The sequence below is a fragment of the Streptomyces sp. NBC_00647 genome (assembly GCF_045207245.1).
Taxonomy (GTDB): Bacteria; Actinomycetota; Actinomycetes; order Streptomycetales; family Streptomycetaceae; genus Streptomyces.
Window position 1 is genome coordinate 6611620 of record NZ_CP109040.1, and the last position, 18644, is coordinate 6630263.

19 protein-coding genes are annotated in these 18644 nt (G+C 72.2%); 11 read left to right on the forward strand and 8 right to left on the reverse strand.

Features of this window, described 5'->3' with window-relative positions; translation table 11 throughout:
• Window positions 1-103: 103 nt before the first annotated feature.
• On the forward strand, window positions 104-1216 hold the full coding sequence (locus tag OG788_RS29195) for a bifunctional succinyldiaminopimelate transaminase/glutamate-prephenate aminotransferase (RefSeq protein ID WP_406374381.1): 1113 nt from the start codon (window positions 104-106) through the stop codon (window positions 1214-1216).
• Window positions 1217-1313: 97 nt separating this feature from the next.
• Here the strand turns inward: OG788_RS29195 and OG788_RS29200 are convergent, their stop codons facing one another.
• On the reverse strand, window positions 1314-1760 hold the full coding sequence (locus tag OG788_RS29200) for an ATP-binding protein (RefSeq protein WP_406374382.1): 447 nt from the start codon (window positions 1758-1760) through the stop codon (window positions 1314-1316).
• Window positions 1761-2122: 362 nt separating this feature from the next.
• Entirely contained in the window at window positions 2123-3106 is a 984-nt protein-coding gene (locus OG788_RS29205) for a heavy metal transporter (RefSeq protein ID WP_406374383.1), read from the reverse strand.
• Window positions 3107-3234: 128 nt separating this feature from the next.
• Between OG788_RS29205 and dapE the strand changes: the two genes are divergently transcribed.
• Together dapE and OG788_RS29215 are read left to right on the forward strand one after the other, a co-directional pair.
• On the forward strand, window positions 3235-4314 hold the full coding sequence (dapE, locus tag OG788_RS29210) for a succinyl-diaminopimelate desuccinylase (protein ID WP_406374384.1): 1080 nt from the start codon (window positions 3235-3237) through the stop codon (window positions 4312-4314).
• A 140-nt stretch (window positions 4315-4454) separates the two neighbouring features.
• A complete protein-coding gene (locus OG788_RS29215) occupies window positions 4455-5213 on the forward strand; it encodes a TIGR00730 family Rossman fold protein (RefSeq protein ID WP_406374385.1) in 759 nt (252 codons plus the stop codon).
• Window positions 5214-5424: 211 nt separating this feature from the next.
• Here OG788_RS29215 and folP read toward each other — a convergent pair whose 3' ends face one another.
• The gene (folP, locus tag OG788_RS29220; protein ID WP_351553256.1) at window positions 5425-6285 is read right to left on the reverse strand and encodes a dihydropteroate synthase; all 861 of its coding nucleotides are present in this window, start codon (window positions 6283-6285) and stop codon (window positions 5425-5427) included.
• Window positions 6286-6458: 173 nt separating this feature from the next.
• Here folP and OG788_RS29225 point away from each other — a divergent pair, with 173 nt between their 5' ends.
• Together OG788_RS29225 and OG788_RS29230 are read left to right on the forward strand one after the other, a co-directional pair.
• On the forward strand, window positions 6459-6809 hold the full coding sequence (locus OG788_RS29225; protein WP_266762431.1) for a DivIVA domain-containing protein: 351 nt from the start codon (window positions 6459-6461) through the stop codon (window positions 6807-6809).
• Window positions 6806-7387, forward strand: a complete 582-nt coding sequence (locus OG788_RS29230; protein ID WP_351553262.1) for a DNA-3-methyladenine glycosylase I — start codon at window positions 6806-6808, stop codon at window positions 7385-7387. The genes OG788_RS29225 and OG788_RS29230 overlap by 4 nt, the downstream gene beginning before the upstream one ends.
• Before the next feature lie 153 nt (window positions 7388-7540).
• Here the strand turns inward: OG788_RS29230 and OG788_RS29235 are convergent, their stop codons facing one another.
• Window positions 7541-8344, reverse strand: coding sequence for an enoyl-CoA hydratase-related protein (locus OG788_RS29235; protein WP_351553265.1), 804 nt, complete (start codon window positions 8342-8344; stop codon window positions 7541-7543).
• A 364-nt stretch (window positions 8345-8708) separates the two neighbouring features.
• Between OG788_RS29235 and OG788_RS29240 the strand changes: the two genes are divergently transcribed.
• Window positions 8709-8876, forward strand: coding sequence for a DUF3117 domain-containing protein (locus OG788_RS29240; protein ID WP_003966491.1), 168 nt, complete (start codon window positions 8709-8711; stop codon window positions 8874-8876).
• 166 nt (window positions 8877-9042) lie between these two features.
• Here OG788_RS29240 and OG788_RS29245 read toward each other — a convergent pair whose 3' ends face one another.
• Complete coding sequence (locus OG788_RS29245) at window positions 9043-9741, reverse strand: O-methyltransferase (protein WP_351553315.1); 699 nt, start codon at window positions 9739-9741, stop codon at window positions 9043-9045.
• A gap of 227 nt (window positions 9742-9968) precedes the next feature.
• On the opposite strand from OG788_RS29245, the gene sigE reads away from it, so the two are divergent.
• The 5 genes from sigE (at window position 9969) to OG788_RS29270 (ending at window position 15236) form a co-directional block, all read left to right on the forward strand.
• Window positions 9969-10667, forward strand: a complete 699-nt coding sequence (sigE, locus tag OG788_RS29250; RefSeq protein WP_266762435.1) for an RNA polymerase sigma factor SigE — start codon at window positions 9969-9971, stop codon at window positions 10665-10667.
• Window positions 10664-11635, forward strand: coding sequence for an anti-sigma factor family protein (locus OG788_RS29255; protein ID WP_406374386.1), 972 nt, complete (start codon window positions 10664-10666; stop codon window positions 11633-11635). The genes sigE and OG788_RS29255 overlap by 4 nt, the downstream gene beginning before the upstream one ends.
• Window positions 11636-11774: 139 nt before the next feature.
• Window positions 11775-13559 (forward strand): trypsin-like peptidase domain-containing protein, encoded by a 1785-nt coding sequence (locus tag OG788_RS29260; RefSeq protein ID WP_406374387.1) that lies wholly within the window; start codon window positions 11775-11777, stop codon window positions 13557-13559.
• Between the two features lie 219 nt (window positions 13560-13778).
• Window positions 13779-14216, forward strand: coding sequence for a sec-independent translocase (locus OG788_RS29265; RefSeq protein WP_351553274.1), 438 nt, complete (start codon window positions 13779-13781; stop codon window positions 14214-14216).
• Window positions 14217-14579: 363 nt separating this feature from the next.
• Window positions 14580-15236, forward strand: a complete 657-nt coding sequence (locus OG788_RS29270; protein ID WP_351553277.1) for a hypothetical protein — start codon at window positions 14580-14582, stop codon at window positions 15234-15236.
• A gap of 97 nt (window positions 15237-15333) precedes the next feature.
• Here OG788_RS29270 and OG788_RS29275 read toward each other — a convergent pair whose 3' ends face one another.
• Genes OG788_RS29275 through OG788_RS29285 form a run of 3 tightly spaced genes read right to left on the reverse strand, consistent with a single transcriptional unit; the run spans window position 15334 to window position 18489 of the window.
• Window positions 15334-16467, reverse strand: coding sequence for an Mrp/NBP35 family ATP-binding protein (locus tag OG788_RS29275; protein ID WP_406374388.1), 1134 nt, complete (start codon window positions 16465-16467; stop codon window positions 15334-15336).
• Window positions 16468-16511: 44 nt separating this feature from the next.
• A complete protein-coding gene (locus tag OG788_RS29280; RefSeq protein ID WP_351553282.1) occupies window positions 16512-17108 on the reverse strand; it encodes a DUF1003 domain-containing protein in 597 nt (198 codons plus the stop codon).
• Complete coding sequence (locus OG788_RS29285; RefSeq protein ID WP_406374389.1) at window positions 17098-18489, reverse strand: magnesium transporter MgtE N-terminal domain-containing protein; 1392 nt, start codon at window positions 18487-18489, stop codon at window positions 17098-17100. The genes OG788_RS29280 and OG788_RS29285 overlap by 11 nt, the downstream gene beginning before the upstream one ends.
• Between the last annotated feature and the right edge of the window lie 155 nt (window positions 18490-18644).

An 18644-nucleotide genomic window follows, 5' to 3' on the forward strand; every position in this document is an offset into this window, starting at 1 on the left:
TTACGGGACCGAGGCGTTTTGCCGTGTCAGCCCGTGCGGCATCCGTGCAGCAGCCCGTGTCCGCCTGTACGGGCCGTACGTACGAGAAAGTGAGCCCGATCCCGTGTCCGCAGTCTCCGACCGGCTTCCCACCTTCCCCTGGGACAAGCTGGAGCCCTACAAGGCGACCGCCGCCGCTCACCCGGGCGGCATCGTCGACCTGTCCGTCGGCACCCCGGTCGACCCGGTGCCCGAGCTGATCCAGAAAGCTCTGGTCGCGGCCGCGGACTCGCCCGGCTATCCCACGGTGTGGGGCACGCCCGAGCTGCGGGACGCGCTCACCGGCTGGGTGGAGCGACGGCTCGGCGCACGGGACGTCACCCACCGCCACGTCCTGCCGATCGTCGGCTCCAAGGAACTGGTCGCCTGGCTGCCGACCCAGCTCGGCCTCGGCCCCGGCGACAAGGTCGCGTACCCGCGCCTCGCGTACCCGACGTACGAGGTCGGAGCGCGGCTCGCGCGGGCGGACCACGTGGTCTACGACGACCCGACGGAGCTGGACCCGACGGGCCTGAAGCTGCTGTGGCTGAACTCCCCGTCCAACCCGACCGGCAAGGTCCTGTCCGCCGCGGACCTCACCCGGATCGTCGCCTGGGCCCGCGAGCACGGCATCCTCGTCTTCTCGGACGAGTGCTACCTCGAGCTGGGCTGGGAGGCCGACCCGGTCTCGGTACTGCACCCGGACGTCTGCGGCGGCTCCTACGAGGGGATCGTCTCGGTCCACTCGCTCTCCAAGCGCTCGAACCTGGCCGGCTACCGCGCCGCGTTCCTCGCGGGCGACCCCGCCGTGCTCGGCGAACTCCTCGCGATCCGCAAGCACGGCGGCATGATGACCTCCGCGCCGACCCAGGCCGCCGTGGTCGCCGCCCTCTCGGACGACACCCACGTCCGCGAACAGCGCGAGCGCTACGCCGCCCGCCGCACCGCGCTGCGCGACGCCCTGCTGGACCACGGCTTCCGGATCGAGCACAGCGAGGCGAGCCTCTATCTCTGGGCCACCCGGGACGAGTCCTGCTGGTCCACGGTCGCCCACCTGGCCGACCTGGGCATCCTGGTGGCCCCCGGCGACTTCTACGGCGAGGCGGGAGAGAAGTTCGTCCGCGTGGCCCTCACCGCCTCGGACGAGCGCGTCGCGGCGGCGGTCGAACGCCTCCGGCGGGCACCGTCGGCCCAGTAGTACGAAACGGGGGTCCGGGGAACTCGCTTCCCCGGACCCCCGTCGCCGCCCGCGTCCGCCGGGCCCCGCGTCCGGGGCGTCGGCGCTACGGCGGTGCCTAGCCCAGCGGCAGGCCCTTCAGCGGGAGCTGCTCCGTCGGCAGCCCGCCCTTGGTCACGGTGTCCGTCGGCAGGCTGCCGCCGGTCGCGGTCTTCGCGGTGTCGCCGAGGAGGCCACCGGCCTGCCCGGCGGCGTCCCCGGCCACCTTCTGCGCGGCCGGCGTCGCCTTCTTGGCGACCTTCCCGCCGGTCTTGCCCGCGGCCGGCACGGACTTCTTGACCGCGTCGCCGCCGGACTTGCCGGCGATCCCGGCGACGTTCCGCGCCGCTCCGTCGACGGTGTTGCCGACGTTCGCCCCGTCCAGGGCGGTCAGCCCGCCGAGGCTGGGGGCGGCCGGCAGTTCGGCCGCCGCGCAGGCGGAGCCGGCCGCACCGACCACGGGCGCCGCTCCGGCTGCGACGAGCAGCACGACACGGGCGATCCGGCGGGTCAGGGGGAGGGACATGTTGCTCCTTATGACGGGAGAGAACGGGGAAGTGTCCGACCGTGCCCGGGAGCCGACCGGCTGGCTGCCGACCGACCGCGTCACCGTCCGCTGAGCCTCTGCGGTGATCGTTCCGGGCTCGGACGCAGTGACTACCGCTCGAAGTCCACGAAGGTTGCGGTGGCCCGACGCAAAGAGTTGGTAATGCGTCGCATTATCGGTTGTGGATAAAAACGGGCAAACAATACCCGGACGTGTATCCCGCCGAATCCCTGCGGCCCTTTGTTCTCAAGGGATTTCCCGGATGCGGGAGTGAGTGCGCGCAAGCCCGTGCCCGTCACCGGCCCCCGAGGGCCCGTCCCCCCAACGGGTGAGGGTCCGTACTACTGAGCAGTGACGATACGGACCTCGGCCGCGGCCTTCCCCCCGGCCGCACCGCCCTTGTCGTCGGCCGTGCGCCACGTGCCCTCCGAGGTCCCCGCGGTCCACTCGCGCCCCGCGTACGACACCCGCTCGATGTGCAGGGCCGAGGAGTTGGCCACGGCCCAGTGCGCCAGCTCCCAGCCACGGCGGACCACCCCGGCCCCGGCGGTGGAGTCCTCGCGCACGGGGACCGTCACGGTCCGGTCGCCGGCCCTCGGCGAGGCCGGGGCGACAGGGGCCGGCGACGCGGAGGAACCGTTGGCGTCCACGGTGGCGCCCGCCTCCTGGAGCACATCGCGCCCGAAGTCCCGCGCGAGCGCGGCCCGCACCGGGGCGGCACCGCCCGCCGGGGTCGCGTCCGGGCGTCCCTCGCAGGTCAGCGTGGCCGCCGCGCGGCCGGTCAGGGCGGCGGCGAGCAGCGTGGCGTCCGGCTCGTGCTTCGCGTACGCCTGCGGATAGCCGCTGCGCTGCACGCGCTGCGCGGCGACGGTGAGGGGCAGCCGCGAATAGCCGGGCACCTTGGCCAGATGCTCGTAGAAGATGCCCGCCGCGTACGTCGGGTCCATGATCTGCTTCGTCGTGCCCCAGCCCTGCGAGGGCCGCTGCTGGAACAGGCCGAGGGAGTCCCGGTCGCCGTGCTGGATGTTGCGCAGTCCCGACTCCTGGAGAGCCGTCGCGAGGGCGATCGCCACCGCGCGCTCGGGCATCCGGCGGGAGGTGCCGACCGCCGAGATCGTCGCCGCGTTCACCGCCTGCTCGGGTGTGAACTCGTACGACGCGCCGTCGCCCTTGCCGGAGACGACCTTGCACCGGGGCGCGCCGGTGCCGCCCGTGAGGTACTGCACGCCGAGATAGCCCGCGAGGGCGAGCAGGACCATGACGGCCCCGCCGAAGCGGAGGAGGCGACCGCGGCGCCGGACAGGAGTGGGGGACGGCTCTGGCACGCGTACAAGGTACTGGAGACCGCTGTCGGCGGACCGTGGGGCTGTGGACGACGGGAGCGCCGCCGGGGGATACGACCGCATCCGGCTGCTTTCGGGACCCCCAGGCCGGGCGCGCTAGGGTCGTCGGCATGGCCGACACCCCGCTTGACCTCACCCTGGACGCAGCCGAGCTCACCGCGCAGCTCGTCGACTTCCCCTCGGAGAGCGGCAACGAGAAGCCGCTCGCGGACGCCGTGGAGGCCGCCCTGCGCGCCCTGCCGCATCTGACGGTCGACCGGTACGGCAACAACGTCGTGGCGCGCACGAACCTGGGCCGCGCCGAGCGGGTCGTCCTCGCCGGCCACATCGACACGGTGCCCATCGCGGACAACGTGCCCTCGCGCCTCGACGTGGACGGCGTGCTGTGGGGCTGCGGCACCTGCGACATGAAGTCGGGCGTCGCGGTGCAGCTCCGTGTCGCGGCCACCGTGCCCGAGCCCAACCGGGACCTCACCTTCGTCTTCTACGACAACGAAGAGGTCGCGGCCCACCTGAACGGGCTGAAGCATGTGTCCGAAGCCCACCCCGAATGGCTGCAGGGCGACTTCGCCGTCCTCCTGGAGCCCTCCGACGGGCAGGTCGAGGGAGGCTGCCAGGGAACGCTGCGGGTGCTGCTGAAGACCAAGGGCGAACGGGCCCACTCCGCCCGCAGCTGGATGGGTTCGAACGCGATCCACGCGGCCTCCCCGATCCTGGCCGCGCTGGCCGCGTACGAGCCGCGCTACCCGGTGATCGACGGCCTGGAGTACCGCGAGGGCCTGAACGCGGTGGGCATCTCGGGCGGTGTCGCGGGCAATGTCATCCCCGACGAGTGCGTCGTCACGGTCAATTTCCGCTACGCGCCCGACCGCACCGAGGAGGAGGCGATCGAGCACGTCCGCGAGGTCTTCGCCGACTGCGGCGTGGACGAGTTCGTCGTCGACGACCACAGCGGTGCCGCTCTTCCCGGCCTCTCCCACCCGGCCGCCGCCGCCTTCATCGAGGCGGTCGGGGGCACCCCGCAGCCCAAGTACGGCTGGACGGACGTCTCCCGTTTCAGCCGGCTCGGCGTTCCGGCGGTCAACTACGGCCCCGGGAACCCGCACCTGGCTCACAAGCGGGACGAGCGGGTGGAGACAGCCAAGATCATCGCGGGTGAGGAGCGGCTGCGCGCCTGGCTCACCGCCTGAGGCGTCCCGTTGGCGGTTCATGGCGGACATGCCCACGTCCCCCCGCCGTAACCAGCGGAGATCTACCCTGGGGCGGAACGACCTTCCCCCGCTCCGGCCTCGGCCGGGGCGGGGGAGATCCGTACGCGGAGGGAGTGGACATGGCTACTGGCAACCCGGAGGGCAAGAAGCGGCCACCGGAGGAGCAGCGGCTGGGCCCGGTGCTGCGCAGGCGGGATCAGGTGCAGGCGAGCACGACGGATCAGCGGCTGCTGGACGAGCGGGCCCCGTCGGACTGGGTGCACACCGACCCCTGGCGCGTTCTGCGCATCCAGTCGGAGTTCATCGAGGGCTTCGGCACCCTGGCCGAACTGCCGCCCGCCATCAGCGTGTTCGGCTCGGCCAGGACCAAGCCGGGCTCGCCGGAGTACGAGACGGGCGTACAGCTCGGCCGCATGCTCGTGGAGGCCGGCTGGGCCGTCATCACCGGCGGTGGGCCGGGCGCCATGGAGGCGGCGAACAAGGGCGCCTGCGAGGCCAAGGGCATCTCCGTCGGCCTCGGCATCGAGCTCCCCTTCGAGCAGGGGCTGAACCAGTACGTCGACATCGGCCTGAACTTCCGGTACTTCTTCGTCCGGAAAATGATGTTCGTGAAGTACGCACAGGGCTTCGTGGTCCTGCCCGGCGGCCTCGGCACCCTCGACGAACTCTTCGAGGCGCTCACCCTGGTCCAGACCCAGAAGGTCACCCGCTTCCCCATCGTGCTGTTCGGCACGGAGTACTGGGGCGGCCTCGTCGACTGGCTCAAGAACACCCTGATCGCCCAGGGCAAGGCCTCGGAGAAGGACCTGCTCCTGTTCCACATCACGGACGACGTGGACGAGGCGGTGGCGCTGGTGTCGAAGGAGGCCGGCCGCTAGAACCGGTCCGGTCTCTCCTTCGGCAGGGGAGCGGCCGCCCTTCGGCAGGGGAGCGGCCGCGGGGCCGGCAGGGACTGACGACGGGCGGCGGAGGGCTGAGACGGCGGCCCCTCCGCCGCCCGTCCACGCGGGGGCCCCACGTCGACCCGCGCACCGCCCCGGCGCCCTCGCGCGGGGTCTGCCTTACGGCCCCATGGACGCGGTCCGTCCGCTACGCCAGCCCTCGCCGGGCCACCGTCGGCGGCCTGTGCCCGGCGATCGACGCCACCATGTCCAGCACCTGACGCGTCTCCGCGACCTCGTGGACGCGATACACCTGCGCCCCCAGCCACGCCGAGACGGCGGTCGTCGCCAGAGTCCCGACGACCCGCTCCTTGACCGGCCGGTCGAGCGTCTCGCCCACGAAGTCCTTGTTGGAGAGGGAGACGAGAACCGGCCACCCCGTGGAGACCATCTCTCCCAGCCGCCGCGTCGCCTCCAGGCTGTGCCGGGTGTTCTTCCCGAAGTCGTGCCCGGGATCGATCAGCACCGACTCGCGGGGCACCCCCAGGGCGACCGCGCGCTCCGCCAGACCGAGCGTGACCCGCAGGATGTCGGCCATCACGTCGTCGTACGCGACCCGGTGCGGGCGCGTCCGCGGCTCCGACTCCCCGGCATGCGTGCACACCAGCCCCACCCGGTAACGGGCGGCCACCTCCGCCAGGCGCGGATCGACCCCGCCCCAGGCGTCGTTGAGCACATCGGCACCGGCCTCGCAGACCGCCTCGCCGACCTCGTGCCGCCAGGTGTCGACGCTGATGATCACGTCGGGGAAACGGCGGCGCACCTCGGCGACGAAGCCGACCGTCCGGCGCGCCTCCTCCTCCGCCGTCACCTCTTCGCCCGGCCCGGCCTTGACCCCGCCGATGTCGATGATGGCGGCGCCCTCGGACACCGCCTGCTCCACGCGAGCGAGGGCGGGCTCGTCGCGGAAGGTGGCTCCTTGGTCGTAGAAGGAGTCCGGGGTCCGGTTCACGATCGCCATGATCACCGGTTCGTGCGCGTCGAATTCACGCCTGCCCAGCCTGAGCATCCCCTATGACCTCTCCCAGTAAGTGCCGCTGATGAGCCGCCTGCGACCCTAACTGCCAGACTCGCATGGCACGATCGGAGCCTGACACTTGCAGCGTCAGACCGCTTTCGTCAGCATCAGTACTTTCGCGCCGGCGCGACCCGCGCCGGCACCAGAGCGTGGGGACCTCAGCGATGTTCATGTTCTTGTTCCTGGTCGTCGCGCTCGCCGTCGTGGTCGCCGCGGTCACCCTGTCCGTGGTGGGCGGCGGCGAGAGCACCCCCCTTCCCGACGCCGAGCCCGAGATCCTGCGGGATCCGCTTCCGTACGACCGCCCGGTGCAGCGCGGTGACGTGGACGCGCTGCGCTTCCCCGTCGCCGTGCGCGGCTACCGCATGGCGGACGTCGACGACGCCCTCGGCCGGCTGGGCGCCGAGATCGGCGAGCGGGACGCCCGGATCGCCGACCTGGAGACCGCGCTCGCCGGAGCCCGCGCGGCGAGCCACACCACCTCGCTGCGCAAGCACCCGGAGGACGGGCAGTGAGTGACGCGCTGGCCGGACCCGACGGCGCCCTGCGCTGCCCCTGGGCGCTGTCCACCGAGGACTACGTGGCCTACCACGACGAGGAGTGGGGCCGGGCGGTCCACGGCGACGACGCCCTCTACGAGCGCCTGTGCCTGGAAGCCTTCCAGTCGGGGCTGTCCTGGATCACCATCCTGCGCCGCCGGTCCGGTTTCCGCGCGGCCTTCGCGGACTTCGAGATCGCCAAGGTCGCGACGTTCACGGAGGCCGACGAGGAGCGCCTGCTCGCCGACCCGGGGATCATCCGCAACGGCGCCAAGATCCGTGCGACCGTCGCCAACGCGCGCGTGCTGGCCGACTGGTCCCCGGGCGAGCTGGACGAGCTGATCTGGTCCTTCGCCCCCGACCCCGCCGCCCGTCCGGCGCCGACGAAGCTCTCGGACGTCCCGGCCGTCACCGACGAGTCGACCGCCCTCTCCAAGGCCCTCAAGAAGCGCGGCATCCGCTTCGTGGGCCCGACGACGGCGTACGCCCTGATGCAGGCGTGCGGCCTGGTGAACGACCATCTGGCGGACTGCGCGGTGCGCGACGCCCCGTGACCGGTGGCGCCCTCCCGGGAGCGCAGGGAGCGGCGCCGGGGGCCACGGGGACGCGCGAGGAGCGGCGCCCCGGCCGGAGGAGCACAGGGGCGACGCGGGCCACGAGGGACACGGGGAGCCGCGCCACCGGCCGCGGCGCCCGCTCCCGGACCGTCAGCGTCCCAGGTACTTCGGCTTCTCCTTGTTCACGAACGCCTGGACCGCGATGGTGTGGTCCTCGGAGGCACCCGCTCGCGCCTGGAGCTCGTCCTCCTTCTCCAGGGTCTCGTCCAGCGAGTGGGTGAGCCCGAACGCGAGGGACTCCTTCAGCGCGGCGTACGCCAGCGTCGGCCCCGAGGCCAGTGCCCGCGCCACCTTCTCCGCCTCGGCGTGCAGTTCGGCGGCCGGAACCAGCCGGTTCGCGATCCCCAGCTCGTACGCCTGCTGCGCGCTGATGCTGCGCGGGAAGAGCAGCAGGTCGGCGGCGCGGCTCGGGCCGACGACCCGGGGCAGCGTCCAGGAGATGCCCGAGTCGGCGGTCAGCGCGACGCCGGCGAAGGACGTGTTGAAGGCGGCGGTGTCGGCGACGACGCGATAGTCCGCGGCGAGCGCGAAACCGAAGCCGGCCCCGGCCGCGACGCCGTTGACCCCGGCCACCACGGGCTTCGCGGCGCCGGTCAGCGCCCGCACGATGGGGTTGTAGTGCTCGCGCACGGTGCTCATGGTCAGGCCCGACCCCGACTGCTTGTCGGCGGCCAGCAGCCCGATGTGCTCCTTGAGGTCCTGCCCGACGCAGAACGCCCGGTCCCCGGCGGCGGTCAGCAGGATCGCCCGCACGGCGTCGTCCGACGCGGCCGCCTGCGCCGCGTCCCGGAAGGCGACCTTGGTCTCGGTGTTCATCGCGTTCATCGCCTCGGGGCGGTTCAGCGTGATGGTCGCGAGTCCGTCGCTCACCTCGTAGAGCACGGTGTCGGCCATGGTGGGTCCCCTCCGGTGTCGCGGCTCCGTCGTACCGGGCGGTACGTCCTGTGTCAGATGACAGCATGGCGGAGATCACCGGCGGTGGCGCGGGGCCGACATGTGACCTGCGTCAAAGAATTCCGAGCCGCGGAAGTCCATGCGGCGGCGCAGTATCGCAGCCACATCGCCGAATTGAGTGGTTTTGCTCAAGCGCGTTGCGCAAGCGATGCCGACTGATGTTGGTCATCGGGTCCTGAGATGCGGGATAATGGCCTGGAAGCAATGTGTTCGATGCCGGTGACGTGTGTCCTATGAGAGGACGTGCGTGCCCTCCGAGGGGGCCGTCGGCGACGATGAGCTGGTTTCAGGAAGGGGAACGAGCATGGCGGCCATGAAGCCGCGGACGGGCGATGGCCCGCTCGAGGTGACCAAGGAGGGGCGGGGCATCGTCATGCGCGTTCCGCTCGAAGGCGGCGGTCGGCTCGTCGTCGAGCTGACCCCTGACGAGGCTGACGCGCTCGGCGACGCCCTCAAGAAGGTCGTCGGCTGACGCGGAACGCGCCCTTACCTCTTCGGCTTCCCCGGTACCGCACATGGTGCCGGGGAAGCCGCTTTTCCGGGGTGCGGGGACGGCCGCGCCGCTTGTCCGGCAGCGATCGGCAGAGGCGTACTGCCTGGTCAGCGGCGTGCGACGGGAAAGGCTCCGGGCGGCTGGGTCAGCGCTTGACCGCGCACAGCAGGCCGTCGCCCACCGGCAGGAGCGAGGGCACCAGCTCCTGGCTCTCGCGCACCGCGCGCAGCAGTTCGCGCAGCCGGCCCACTTCCGCGGGCTGCGGTCCCGCGTCCACGGTGCGGCCGTCCGCGAAGACGCCCTCGAAGACGACGAGCCCGCCCGGACGCAGCAGGCGCAACGATTCAGCGAGGTAGTCGAGGCACTCCAGCCGGTCGCCGTCGCAGAAGACGAGGTCGTAACCGGCGTCGGCGAGACGGGGCAGGACGTCGAGCGCGCGGCCCGGGATGAAGCGGGCGCGATTGCTGGCGAAACCGGCGGCGCGGAAGGCCTGGCGGGCGAACTGCTGGCGCTCCGGCTCCGGATCCACCGTGGTCAGTACCCCGTCCGGCCGCATGCCGTGCAGAAGATGAATTCCGGAGACGCCGGTCCCGGTCCCGATCTCCGCGACCGCTTTCGCGTCCACGGTGGCGGCGAGCAGGCACAGCGCGGCGCCCGTGCCGGGCGACACCGAGCGCAGGCCTGCCTCGCGGGCCCGGTCCCGGGCCCAGCGCACCGCCTCGTCCTCGGCGACAAAGGCGTCGGCGAACGCCCAGCTCGTCTGCCGGTTGCCGGTAATGACCCTCTCCTGTCCCCGTGGTTGCCTGGTCGTGACTGTATCCGTTGGTGCTGGGAACCCGCGGATGGGACCGGGCGTTTAGAGGGGTGGGGGAACCGAGCGGGGGGAAGTCGATGGACCAGTACACGGGACGGGACCGCGGGCAGGTGCTGACGCACCCATATGAGCCCGTATCAAATTCCCGTAAAACCGCTTATCCGGAGCTAACGGGCGAGGTGGCTATGGTGGGGGCTCCACTGGACACCACCAGAGCCGACAGGGGAGGTGCGGCTGCGCCTGTGGATCGGGGAGGGGTGCTGAGGCGCCTACTCAGATCAGCCGGTGAGCCGAAATCCGTGACCGACAACGCTGACCAGTCCCACGCTGCTGCCCCTGTGCAGACCGCGACGTTCACCACCGACGCGGAGTCGCAGCCGTGGACTCCGCCCACGTGGGAGGAGATCGTCAGCACCCACAGCGGCCGCGTCTACCGCCTCGCGTACCGCCTCACGGGCAACCAGCACGACGCCGAGGACCTCACCCAGGAAGTCTTCGTCCGCGTCTTCCGCTCGCTGTCGACGTACACACCCGGCACCTTCGAGGGCTGGCTGCACCGCATCACCACGAACCTTTTCCTCGACATGGTGCGGCGCAAGCAGCGCATCCGCTTCGACGCCCTCGGCGACGACGCGGCCGAGCGCCTGCCCAGCCGGGAGCCCTCCCCGCAGCAGGTCTTCAACGACGCGCACTTCGATGCCGACGTCCAGCAGGCGCTGGACACCCTCGCACCCGAGTTCCGTGCCGCCGTCGTCCTCTGCGACATCGAGGGACTGTCCTACGAGGAGATCGCCGCGACCCTGGGCGTCAAGCTCGGCACGGTCCGCTCCCGGATCCACCGCGGCCGTTCGCAGCTGCGCAAAGCCCTGGCTCACCGGTCTCCCGAGGCCCGCGCCGAGCGACGCTCGTTCGCGGCCCGTGTGCCCGTGCTGGGGGGAGGGGGCGCGACCGCGTGAGTGGATCCCGTCCCACCCCTGCCGAGCAGCACCTCGGAGACCGGCTGTCCGCCCTGGTGGACGGAGAGCTCGGTCATGAGTCGCGCGACCGCGTCCTGGCCCACCTCGCCACCTGTGCGAAGTGCAAGGCCGAGGCCGACGCGCAGCGCCGACTGAAGAACGTCTTCGCGGAAGTGGCCCCGCCACCCCCCTCCGAAAGCTTCCTGGCCCGTCTCCAGGGGCTTCCCGGCGGAGGCGACTCCGACAGCTCGCGGCTGGGCGGAGGAACCTTCGGCGGCGGACTTCCCGGCGGCTCCTCGGGCACCGGCATGCCCGGCGTCTTCGGAATGCGGGGCACCCAGTCCTTCGGATACGTGCCGACCGGACCGCACGCCGATGTACTGCCGCCCTCACCGGGCCGCGGCTTCCGTATCCATGACGTCAGCCGTCACGAGGCCGAGCGGTCGGCCTCACGCGGACTGCGGTTCGCCTTCGCCGCGGCGGGCGCGGTGTCGCTGGCCGCCGTCGCGCTCGGCGGGGTGTCCACCGGAATGCCGGGGGACACCGCGGACGCCCGCGGGGGATCCGGCGCCGGAAGCAATGTGACGCCGTCCCGCTCCCAGGGCGCGGGGGCCGCCGCGGCTCCCGAGTCGCAGCGCCGCCGGTCCGTCGGACCGCTGCTCGCCCAGGGCGAGCGGGCGCTCGGCAATGGTCCGGTGGCGCCGACCGAGGTGTCCGCCCCGCTGCTGCCCGGAGTCCCCGCTCCGGCGGGCCGCGGCCAGGAGGCCATGCACGCGCTGACGACACCGGTGGTGGCCGGTGCCGCCGCGATGTCCCCACTGATACGTCCGCTCACCGACGCCCGGCCGCTCGCGCTGACCTCGTGGCCCGCCGACCCGGACGTCACGACCCCGGGACTGCTCGCCGCCCCCGCCGCCACACCGTCCCCCACTTCCTCCTCGTCCCCCACCTCTCGTACCGCCCACTGACCCCGCCCTCTGCGCTGCGGCCCGTGAACCTGGTTGAATCCGGGGTGGGCCGCGTCCGCGGGAGGGATCACGGGCGTGGGGTCGACAAGTCTGCGGTGACCGTCGGCGAGTTGTGCCGCGGGCCAGGTGTGGGGAGAGCATGGACGAGGGCAAGCCCACAAAGGCGAAGTGGTGGGGCCGGCCCCGGCCGCAGGGCACGGGAGCCGATTCCGGAACCGGGGGCGGAGCTCCCGTTCCCGGGGAGGGTGACCGCGCCCGGGACGGCGACGGGGACTTCGAGCTGGCCCGCCCCGCGGGGATTTCCGGTCCGGCCGAAGGAACGGCCTCCACCGCGTCCGCTTTCCCTGTCGGCCTCCACAACGATGCCGACGGCGGCGACGCGGGCGACGGCGACTTCGAGCTGGAGCGGCCCGCTCCGCGGCGCCCCGAGCCCCTGCACGCCCCCGACCCCTACAGCACCCCGCCCTACGGCCGTCCAGGCCCCTGGGCGCCCGCCCCGCCGGTCCAGCACCCGACGGCCGCGCTCACGCAGGACACGCAGGCGCAGGGCGCGCACGCGCCGGGTTCCCGGGCGGAGGCGGCCACCCCCGCCCACGGAACGCACCTCGCCGGGGGAGTCCCGGCCCAGAGCGCGCCCTTCGACGCCGTGCCGCAGGACGTGCCGCCCCCGGCGCCCGCCGGACAGGGACTCCCGCACGTGCCGGAGTCCGCCGCGTCCGCCGCGCCCGACCCCTGGCAGAACTACGATCCCTGGGCCGCGCCCGGCCCCCTCCAGCAGATCGGGGTCGGCGTGCCCACCGCGGCGCAGCGGCGCAAGCGGACCAGGAAGGCCCTGGTGCTCGGGGCCGTCGCGCTCGCGCTGGTGTCCGGGGGAGTGGGCGGCGCCGCGGGGGCGTATCTGGAGCGCAACGGAGGGCTGACCGACGTAGAGCTGCCGCAGGCATCCAAGGAGGCCCCGGGGCGCGCCCCGGACAGCGTGGCCGGGATCGCGGCGCACGCGCTGCCCAGCGTCGTCACCCTCCATGTGCGCGGAAGCGAGGAGGAGGGCACCGGTACCGGATTCGTGCTCGACGGCCGGGGACACATCCTCACCAACAACCATGTGATCGAACCGGCCGGCGGCAGCGGCGAGATATCCGTGACGTTCAGCGGCGGTGAGACCGCGAAGGCCGAGGTCGTCGGGCACGACAGCGGCTACGACCTCGCGGTGGTGAAGGTCTCGGGCGTCCGCGGTCTCGCACCGATGCCGCTGGGCAACTCGGACAACGTCCAGGTCGGCGACCCCGTCGTCGCCATCGGCGCGCCCTTCGACCTCGCCAACACCGTCACCTCCGGGATCATCAGCGCCAAGGAGCGGCCCATCACGGCGGGCGGCGAGAAGGGCGACGGGACCGACGTCTCCTATGTGGACGCCCTGCAGACCGACGCGCCCATCAACCCCGGCAACTCGGGCGGGCCCCTGCTCGACACGCGGGCCCGCGTGATCGGCATCAACAGCGCCATCCGCTCCGCCGACAGCGGCTCCGGCCTGGGGAGCGGTCAGGCCGGTTCCATCGGGCTCGGCTTCGCCATCCCCGTCAACCAGGCCAAGCGGGTCGCCGAAGAACTGATCAACACCGGCAGCGCCACCCACCCTGTGATCGGTGTCACGCTCGACATGGAGTACGGCGGCGACGGCGCGCGGGTCACCGCCAAGGCCGCCGGGGGCGGTCCGGCCGTCAGCGCGGGCGGTCCCGGTGCGAAGGCGGGCATCAAGGCGGGCGACGTCATCACCGAGGTCGACGGCCTGCGTGTCCACTCCGGCGAGGAACTCATCGTGAAGACCCGCGCCCACCGCCCCGGCGACCGGCTCCGGCTGACGCTCCGGCGCGGCGGCGCGGAGAAGACGGTCACCCTGGTCCTCGGTTCCGCGAACGGCGACTGAGAGCTGTGCGACACGGCCCGGGAGTGACACGAACCTCACAGCCGAGCGCGATGTCGCAGCTCCGGACGGCAAACAACACGGAAAACCAGCGGTGCGGAGGAAGTCGGAAGCCCCGGGACAGTTCCGGACGGACAGGAACGCCGGGTACCGTTGGACCCGGCCCGGACCACGGAACACTCCCGAGGGCCGAGGACCGAGGACATCGCAAGGAGCTACCAGGTGTTCAATGACATAGGACCGCTTGAGCTGGTGACGCTCGTCGTCCTCGCCGTGCTCGTCTTCGGTCCCGAGAAGCTCCCGAAGATGATTCAGGACGTCACGCGCACGATTCGCAAGATCCGTGAGTTCTCGGAGAGCGCCAAGGCGGACATCCGCGATGAACTCGGCCCGGAGTTCAAGGACTTCGAGTTCGAGGACCTCAACCCCAAGACGTTCATCCGCAAGCGGCTGGACAATGACGAGCTGGGGCTCAAGGAGATCCGTAACGGCTTCGACCTGAAGAAGGAGATGGCCGACGTCACGGACGCGGTGCACGGCCGCGAGTCGGACTCCTCCGCGTCCTCCGACGGCCCGGCCGGTGGCTCCGTCGACATGACGAAGAAGCGCGAGAAGCTCGCCGCGGACGAGCGCCCGCCCTACGACGCCGACGCCACCTGAGCCGTACGGCCCCGCTCAGCCGTACGGACTGCCGCTACGGCCCCGCTGAGCCGTACGGAGTACCGCGGCGGCCCGCCGCGCGAACCGTGCGCGGTCAGGGATCCGCGGCCCTCGCGGGTCGCGCGCGCCTGCCCGCGTCAGGCCTCGTAACGCGGCCCCGCACGGCCCGGGAACGTGTCCCTCCGCGGTGTGCCGACACGTCCCGCGCGGCTCGAATCCGCCGCGCACACGCCCCACGCGCCGGGCGCTTTCGCGGCTGTTCGGAGCGGTATGGCTATGCTGCCCAGTTGTTGTGCGGACCGACAAGGACGCCCGAGGGGGGCGGGCCACCCGGTCCGACGAGAGCGAGGAGGCGTCCGGCAGATGGAGACGACAAGTCGGGTAGGCGCGCAGGCGCCGGCCGCGGAGGGCGGACAACAGGTCCCCTCCGCCCGGCGTACGGTCGACGGCTACCTGCTGGCGCCCTTCCCCTGGTACGGCCTCGACGAGGCCTTCACGGGGCCGCGCTGGCTGATGCAGGTGGGTACCTCGGCGGACGGTGCCGTCGAGCACGGTTCGATCGGGCACGGTGACGAGCCGACGGTGCGCGGTGAGTCGACCGAGGACAAGGAGCGGTTCGCGGTGGTGGTCACCGTCGCCGCCAGCCCGGTGCGCCGCAGCGCGGACGGCACGGGCCTGCTGGAGGCCACCTCGGTGTCCTCGGCGGCGTGGCTCGCCGGTGTGGGGCTGCTGTCCTTCACCTGGCCCGGCCAGATGGACCACGCCCGGCGCGACGACTGGCTGGACCAGCAGACCGAGACCGCGTGGGTGCTGGCCGACGACCTGGACGGTCAGGACTGGTCCACCCTGTCCCTCCCCGTGGACGGCGTCCCGACGACCTTCCACTACCGCGAGTCCGAGTTCGGCTGGGTCCTCGCGGGTTCCACCCAGGAAGGCGTCCACGTGGGCGCGTACGGCCGGGGAATGAGCGCGTACGGGCTGGGCTTCGCGATGATCAAGGACATCGCGACGTACGCCTAGGAGCGGCCCTGACAGGTGCTACGAGGAAGGGGGCGCCGTCCGCACGGACGGCGCCCCCTCCTTCGTACGGGTAGCGCGGGAACTTCGCGGGGAAGTCCTAGAACTTGTTGCGCGGGGTGATGCCCAGCGACATGCCCGACAGGCCGCGCTGGCGGCCGCCCAGCTTGCCCGCGATGGCGCGCAGGGCCGAGCCGGCGGGGGAGTCGGGGTCGGTCAGGACCACCGGCTTGCCCTCGTCACCGCCCTCGCGGAGGCGGACGTCGATCGGGATGGAGCCGAGGACCGGGACGGTCGCGCCGGTGGTGCGGGTCAGCCCGTCGGCGACCGACTGGCCGCCGCCCGTGCCGAACACGTCGACCATCTCGCCGCAGTGCGGGCAGGGCAGCCCCGACATGTTCTCGACGACACCCACGATCTTCTGGTGGGTCTGCACGGCGATGGAGCCGGCCCGCTCGGCCACCTCGGCCGCCGCCTGCTGCGGGGTCGTGACGACCAGGATCTCGGCGTTCGGGACGAGCTGCGCGACGGAGATCGCGATGTCGCCGGTGCCCGGCGGGAGGTCGAGGAGCAGGACGTCCAGGTCACCCCAGTACACGTCCGCCAGGAACTGCTGGAGAGCGCGGTGCAGCATCGGGCCGCGCCAGACCACCGGTGCGTTGCCCGGGGTGAACATGCCGATGGAGATGACCTTCACGCCGTGCGCGGACGGCGGCATGATCATGTTCTCGACCTGGGTCGGCTTGCCGTCCGCGCCGAGCATGCGCGGCACCGAGTGGCCGTAGATGTCGGCGTCCACGACACCGACCTTGAGTCCGTCGGCGGCCATCGCCGCCGCCAGGTTCACGGTGACCGAGGACTTGCCTACGCCGCCCTTGCCGGAGGCCACCGCGTACACGCGGGTCAGCGAGCCGGGCTTGGCGAAGGGCACCTCGCGCTCGGCCGTGCCGCCCTTCAGCGCGGTCGCCAGTTCGCGGCGCTGTTCGTCGCTCATCACGTCGAGCTCGACCTCGACAGCGGTGACGCCCTCGACCCGCGAGACCGCCTCCGTCACCCGCTGGGTGATCGTGTCGCGCATCGGGCAGCCGGAGACCGTCAGGTACACGGCGACCGCGACCACGCCATCCGCGCCGATCTGTACCGATTTGACCATCCCCAGTTCGGTGATGGGTCGGTTGATCTCGGGGTCGTTCACCGTCGCCAGTGCTTCACGCACCGCGTCTTCCGTAGCCATAGGGACGATGGTACGGCGCTCCCCAGGGGACCCGGAAAGCCCTGTCACCGGTCGTCTACGTCACGTCCGTGCGACCGTTCCGCCGGGAATACGACCCGGTCGTCCCCGTGGCCGTCGGGATGGCGGTCCTCCAGCTCCTTGAACAGGTCCTGGAGCTCGGAGCGGATCCAGTCGCGGGTGGCCACCTCGCCGAGGCCCATCCGCAGCGCGGCGATCTCGCGGGTGAGGTACTCGGTGTCGGCGATGGAGCGCTCGTTCTGCTTGCGGTCCTGTTCGAGGTTGACCCGGTCGCGGTCGTCCTGCCGGTTCTGCGCGAGCAGGATCAGCGGGGCGGCGTAGGAGGCCTGGAGCGACAGCATCAGGGTCAGGAAGATGAACGGGTAGTTGTCGAAGCGCAGGCCGCCCGGCGCGAAGATGTTCCACACCACCCACAGGATGATGACGACCGTCATCCAGACGATGAACCGTCCGGTGCCGAGGAAACGGGCGATGCGCTCCGAGAGCCGTCCGAAGGCCTCCGGGTCCCACTCGGGCAGCAGTCTGCGCCGCGGCGGCTTCGGCTGGTCCAGCCGGGTGCGCGGCCGGGGGGCCGCCGTGGCCCCACTGGCGACCCGCTCACGGGCCTCACGCTCAGGCGCCATGGCGGTCTCCTCCGCCCGACGGGCCGTCCGGCCCCCGGCGGACGTCCTCGGGGCCGTGAGAGTCCTCGTGGGCCTCTTCACGGCCGTCCCCGTGGGTGCTCTCGTGCATGCTCTCGTGCACACCCTCGTCCAGGTGGAACTCCGTCTCCCGCCAGTCCTCGGGCAGCATGTGGTCCAGCACGTCGTCCACGGTCACCGCCCCGAGCAGCGAGCCGCTCTCGTCGACGACGGGAGCCGCGACCATGTCGTACGTCGCGAAGAACCCGGCGACCACGGGCAGCTCGTCCTCCGGGGCCAGTGGCTGGAGGTCGTCGTCGACGAGCGAGCCGACCAGGGTGAACGGCGGATCGCGCAGCAGCCGCTGGAAGTGCACCGCCCCCAGATACTTGCCCGTCGGCGTCTCGTCCGGCGGGCGGCACACGTACACCTGGGCGGCGAGCGCGGGGGAGAGGTCGGGGTCGCGGACCCGGGCGAGCGCTTCGGCGACGGTCGCGTCGGCGCGCAGCACGATGGGCTCGGTGGTCATGAGCCCGCCCGCCGTCCGTTCCGCGTACGCCATCAGCCGCCGGACGTCCGCCGCCTCGCCGGGCCGCATCAGCGTCAGCAGCCGCTCCACGTCCTCGGTCGGCAGCTCGGCGAGCAGGTCGGCCGCGTCGTCCGGGTCCATCGCCTCCAGGACGTCGGCCGCGCGCTCCTCCTTGAGCTTGCCGAGGATCTCGATCTGGTCGTCCTCGGGCAGTTCCTCGAGCACGTCGGCGAGACGGTCGTCGTCGAGCGCGGCGGCCACCTCGCCGCGCCGCTTCGGCGACAGGTGGTGCAGCACGTTCGCGAGGTCGGCCGGGCGCAGCTGCTCGAAGGTGGCGAGCAGGCTCTCCGCGCCCTGTCCGTGCTCCTCCAGGGAGAACCCGGTGACGGAGGACCAGTCGACCGTCATCGTCTCGCCCTTGGAGCGCCGGAAGGCGCCGCTGCGCCCCTTGCGCACGAAGACGCGGCCGATCTCCCAGTCCCTGCGGGCCGGCAGCTGCTGGACCGACACGTCCAGGACGGTCACCTCCTCGCCGGTCTCGACGAGCGTGACGAGCCGGTCGAGCAGTTCGCCGAAGACGAGCCGTTCGGTGGGCCGCTGCTCGAAGCGGCGCACGTTCAGGACGCCGGTCGTGATGACCTGGCCGGACTCGATGCCGGTCACCCGGGTCATGGGCAGGAAGATCCGGCGGCGAGTGGACAGTTCGACGACGAGGCCGAGCAGCCGGGGAGGCCGCCGTCCGACGCGCAGCATGGCGACGAGGTCCCGCACCCGGCCCACCTGGTCGCCGTTCGGGTCGAAGACGGCGACGCCGGCCAGATGCGAGACGAAGATCCGGGGGGCGCCTGCGGCCATGCCCGCGCCTCCTTCGCTTCGAAGCGTTATGTGCCGTTCTGTCCGCTCGGGTGGGCTTCAGGCTAGCCCGTCCCGGTCGGATACGCCCTGGTGGGCGGTCCGGACGGACTGCCTCCGTCGGGAGGGGGCGGCACCGGTACGCTGCCGTACGCCGT

Excerpts from the sequence above, each read along its gene's own strand:
- OG788_RS29200 (WP_406374382.1), bottom strand. The coding sequence starts at position 1,760 with ATGTCCCTCCCCCTGACCCGCCGGATCGCCCGTGTCGTGCTGCTCGTC.
- dapE (WP_406374384.1), top strand. The coding sequence starts at position 3,235 with ATGGCCGACACCCCGCTTGACCTCACCCTGGACGCAGCCGAGCTCACC.
- OG788_RS29215 (WP_406374385.1), top strand. The coding sequence starts at position 4,455 with ATGGCTACTGGCAACCCGGAGGGCAAGAAGCGGCCACCGGAGGAGCAG.
- folP (WP_351553256.1), bottom strand. The coding sequence starts at position 6,285 with ATGCTCAGGCTGGGCAGGCGTGAATTCGACGCGCACGAACCGGTGATC.
- OG788_RS29225 (WP_266762431.1), top strand. The coding sequence starts at position 6,459 with ATGTTCATGTTCTTGTTCCTGGTCGTCGCGCTCGCCGTCGTGGTCGCC.
- OG788_RS29235 (WP_351553265.1), bottom strand. The coding sequence starts at position 8,344 with ATGGCCGACACCGTGCTCTACGAGGTGAGCGACGGACTCGCGACCATC.
- OG788_RS29240 (WP_003966491.1), top strand. The coding sequence starts at position 8,709 with ATGGCGGCCATGAAGCCGCGGACGGGCGATGGCCCGCTCGAGGTGACC.
- OG788_RS29260 (WP_406374387.1), top strand. The coding sequence starts at position 11,775 with ATGGACGAGGGCAAGCCCACAAAGGCGAAGTGGTGGGGCCGGCCCCGG.
- OG788_RS29270 (WP_351553277.1), top strand. The coding sequence starts at position 14,580 with ATGGAGACGACAAGTCGGGTAGGCGCGCAGGCGCCGGCCGCGGAGGGC.
- OG788_RS29275 (WP_406374388.1), bottom strand. The coding sequence starts at position 16,467 with ATGGCTACGGAAGACGCGGTGCGTGAAGCACTGGCGACGGTGAACGAC.
- OG788_RS29280 (WP_351553282.1), bottom strand. The coding sequence starts at position 17,108 with ATGGCGCCTGAGCGTGAGGCCCGTGAGCGGGTCGCCAGTGGGGCCACG.
- OG788_RS29285 (WP_406374389.1), bottom strand. The coding sequence starts at position 18,489 with ATGGCCGCAGGCGCCCCCCGGATCTTCGTCTCGCATCTGGCCGGCGTC.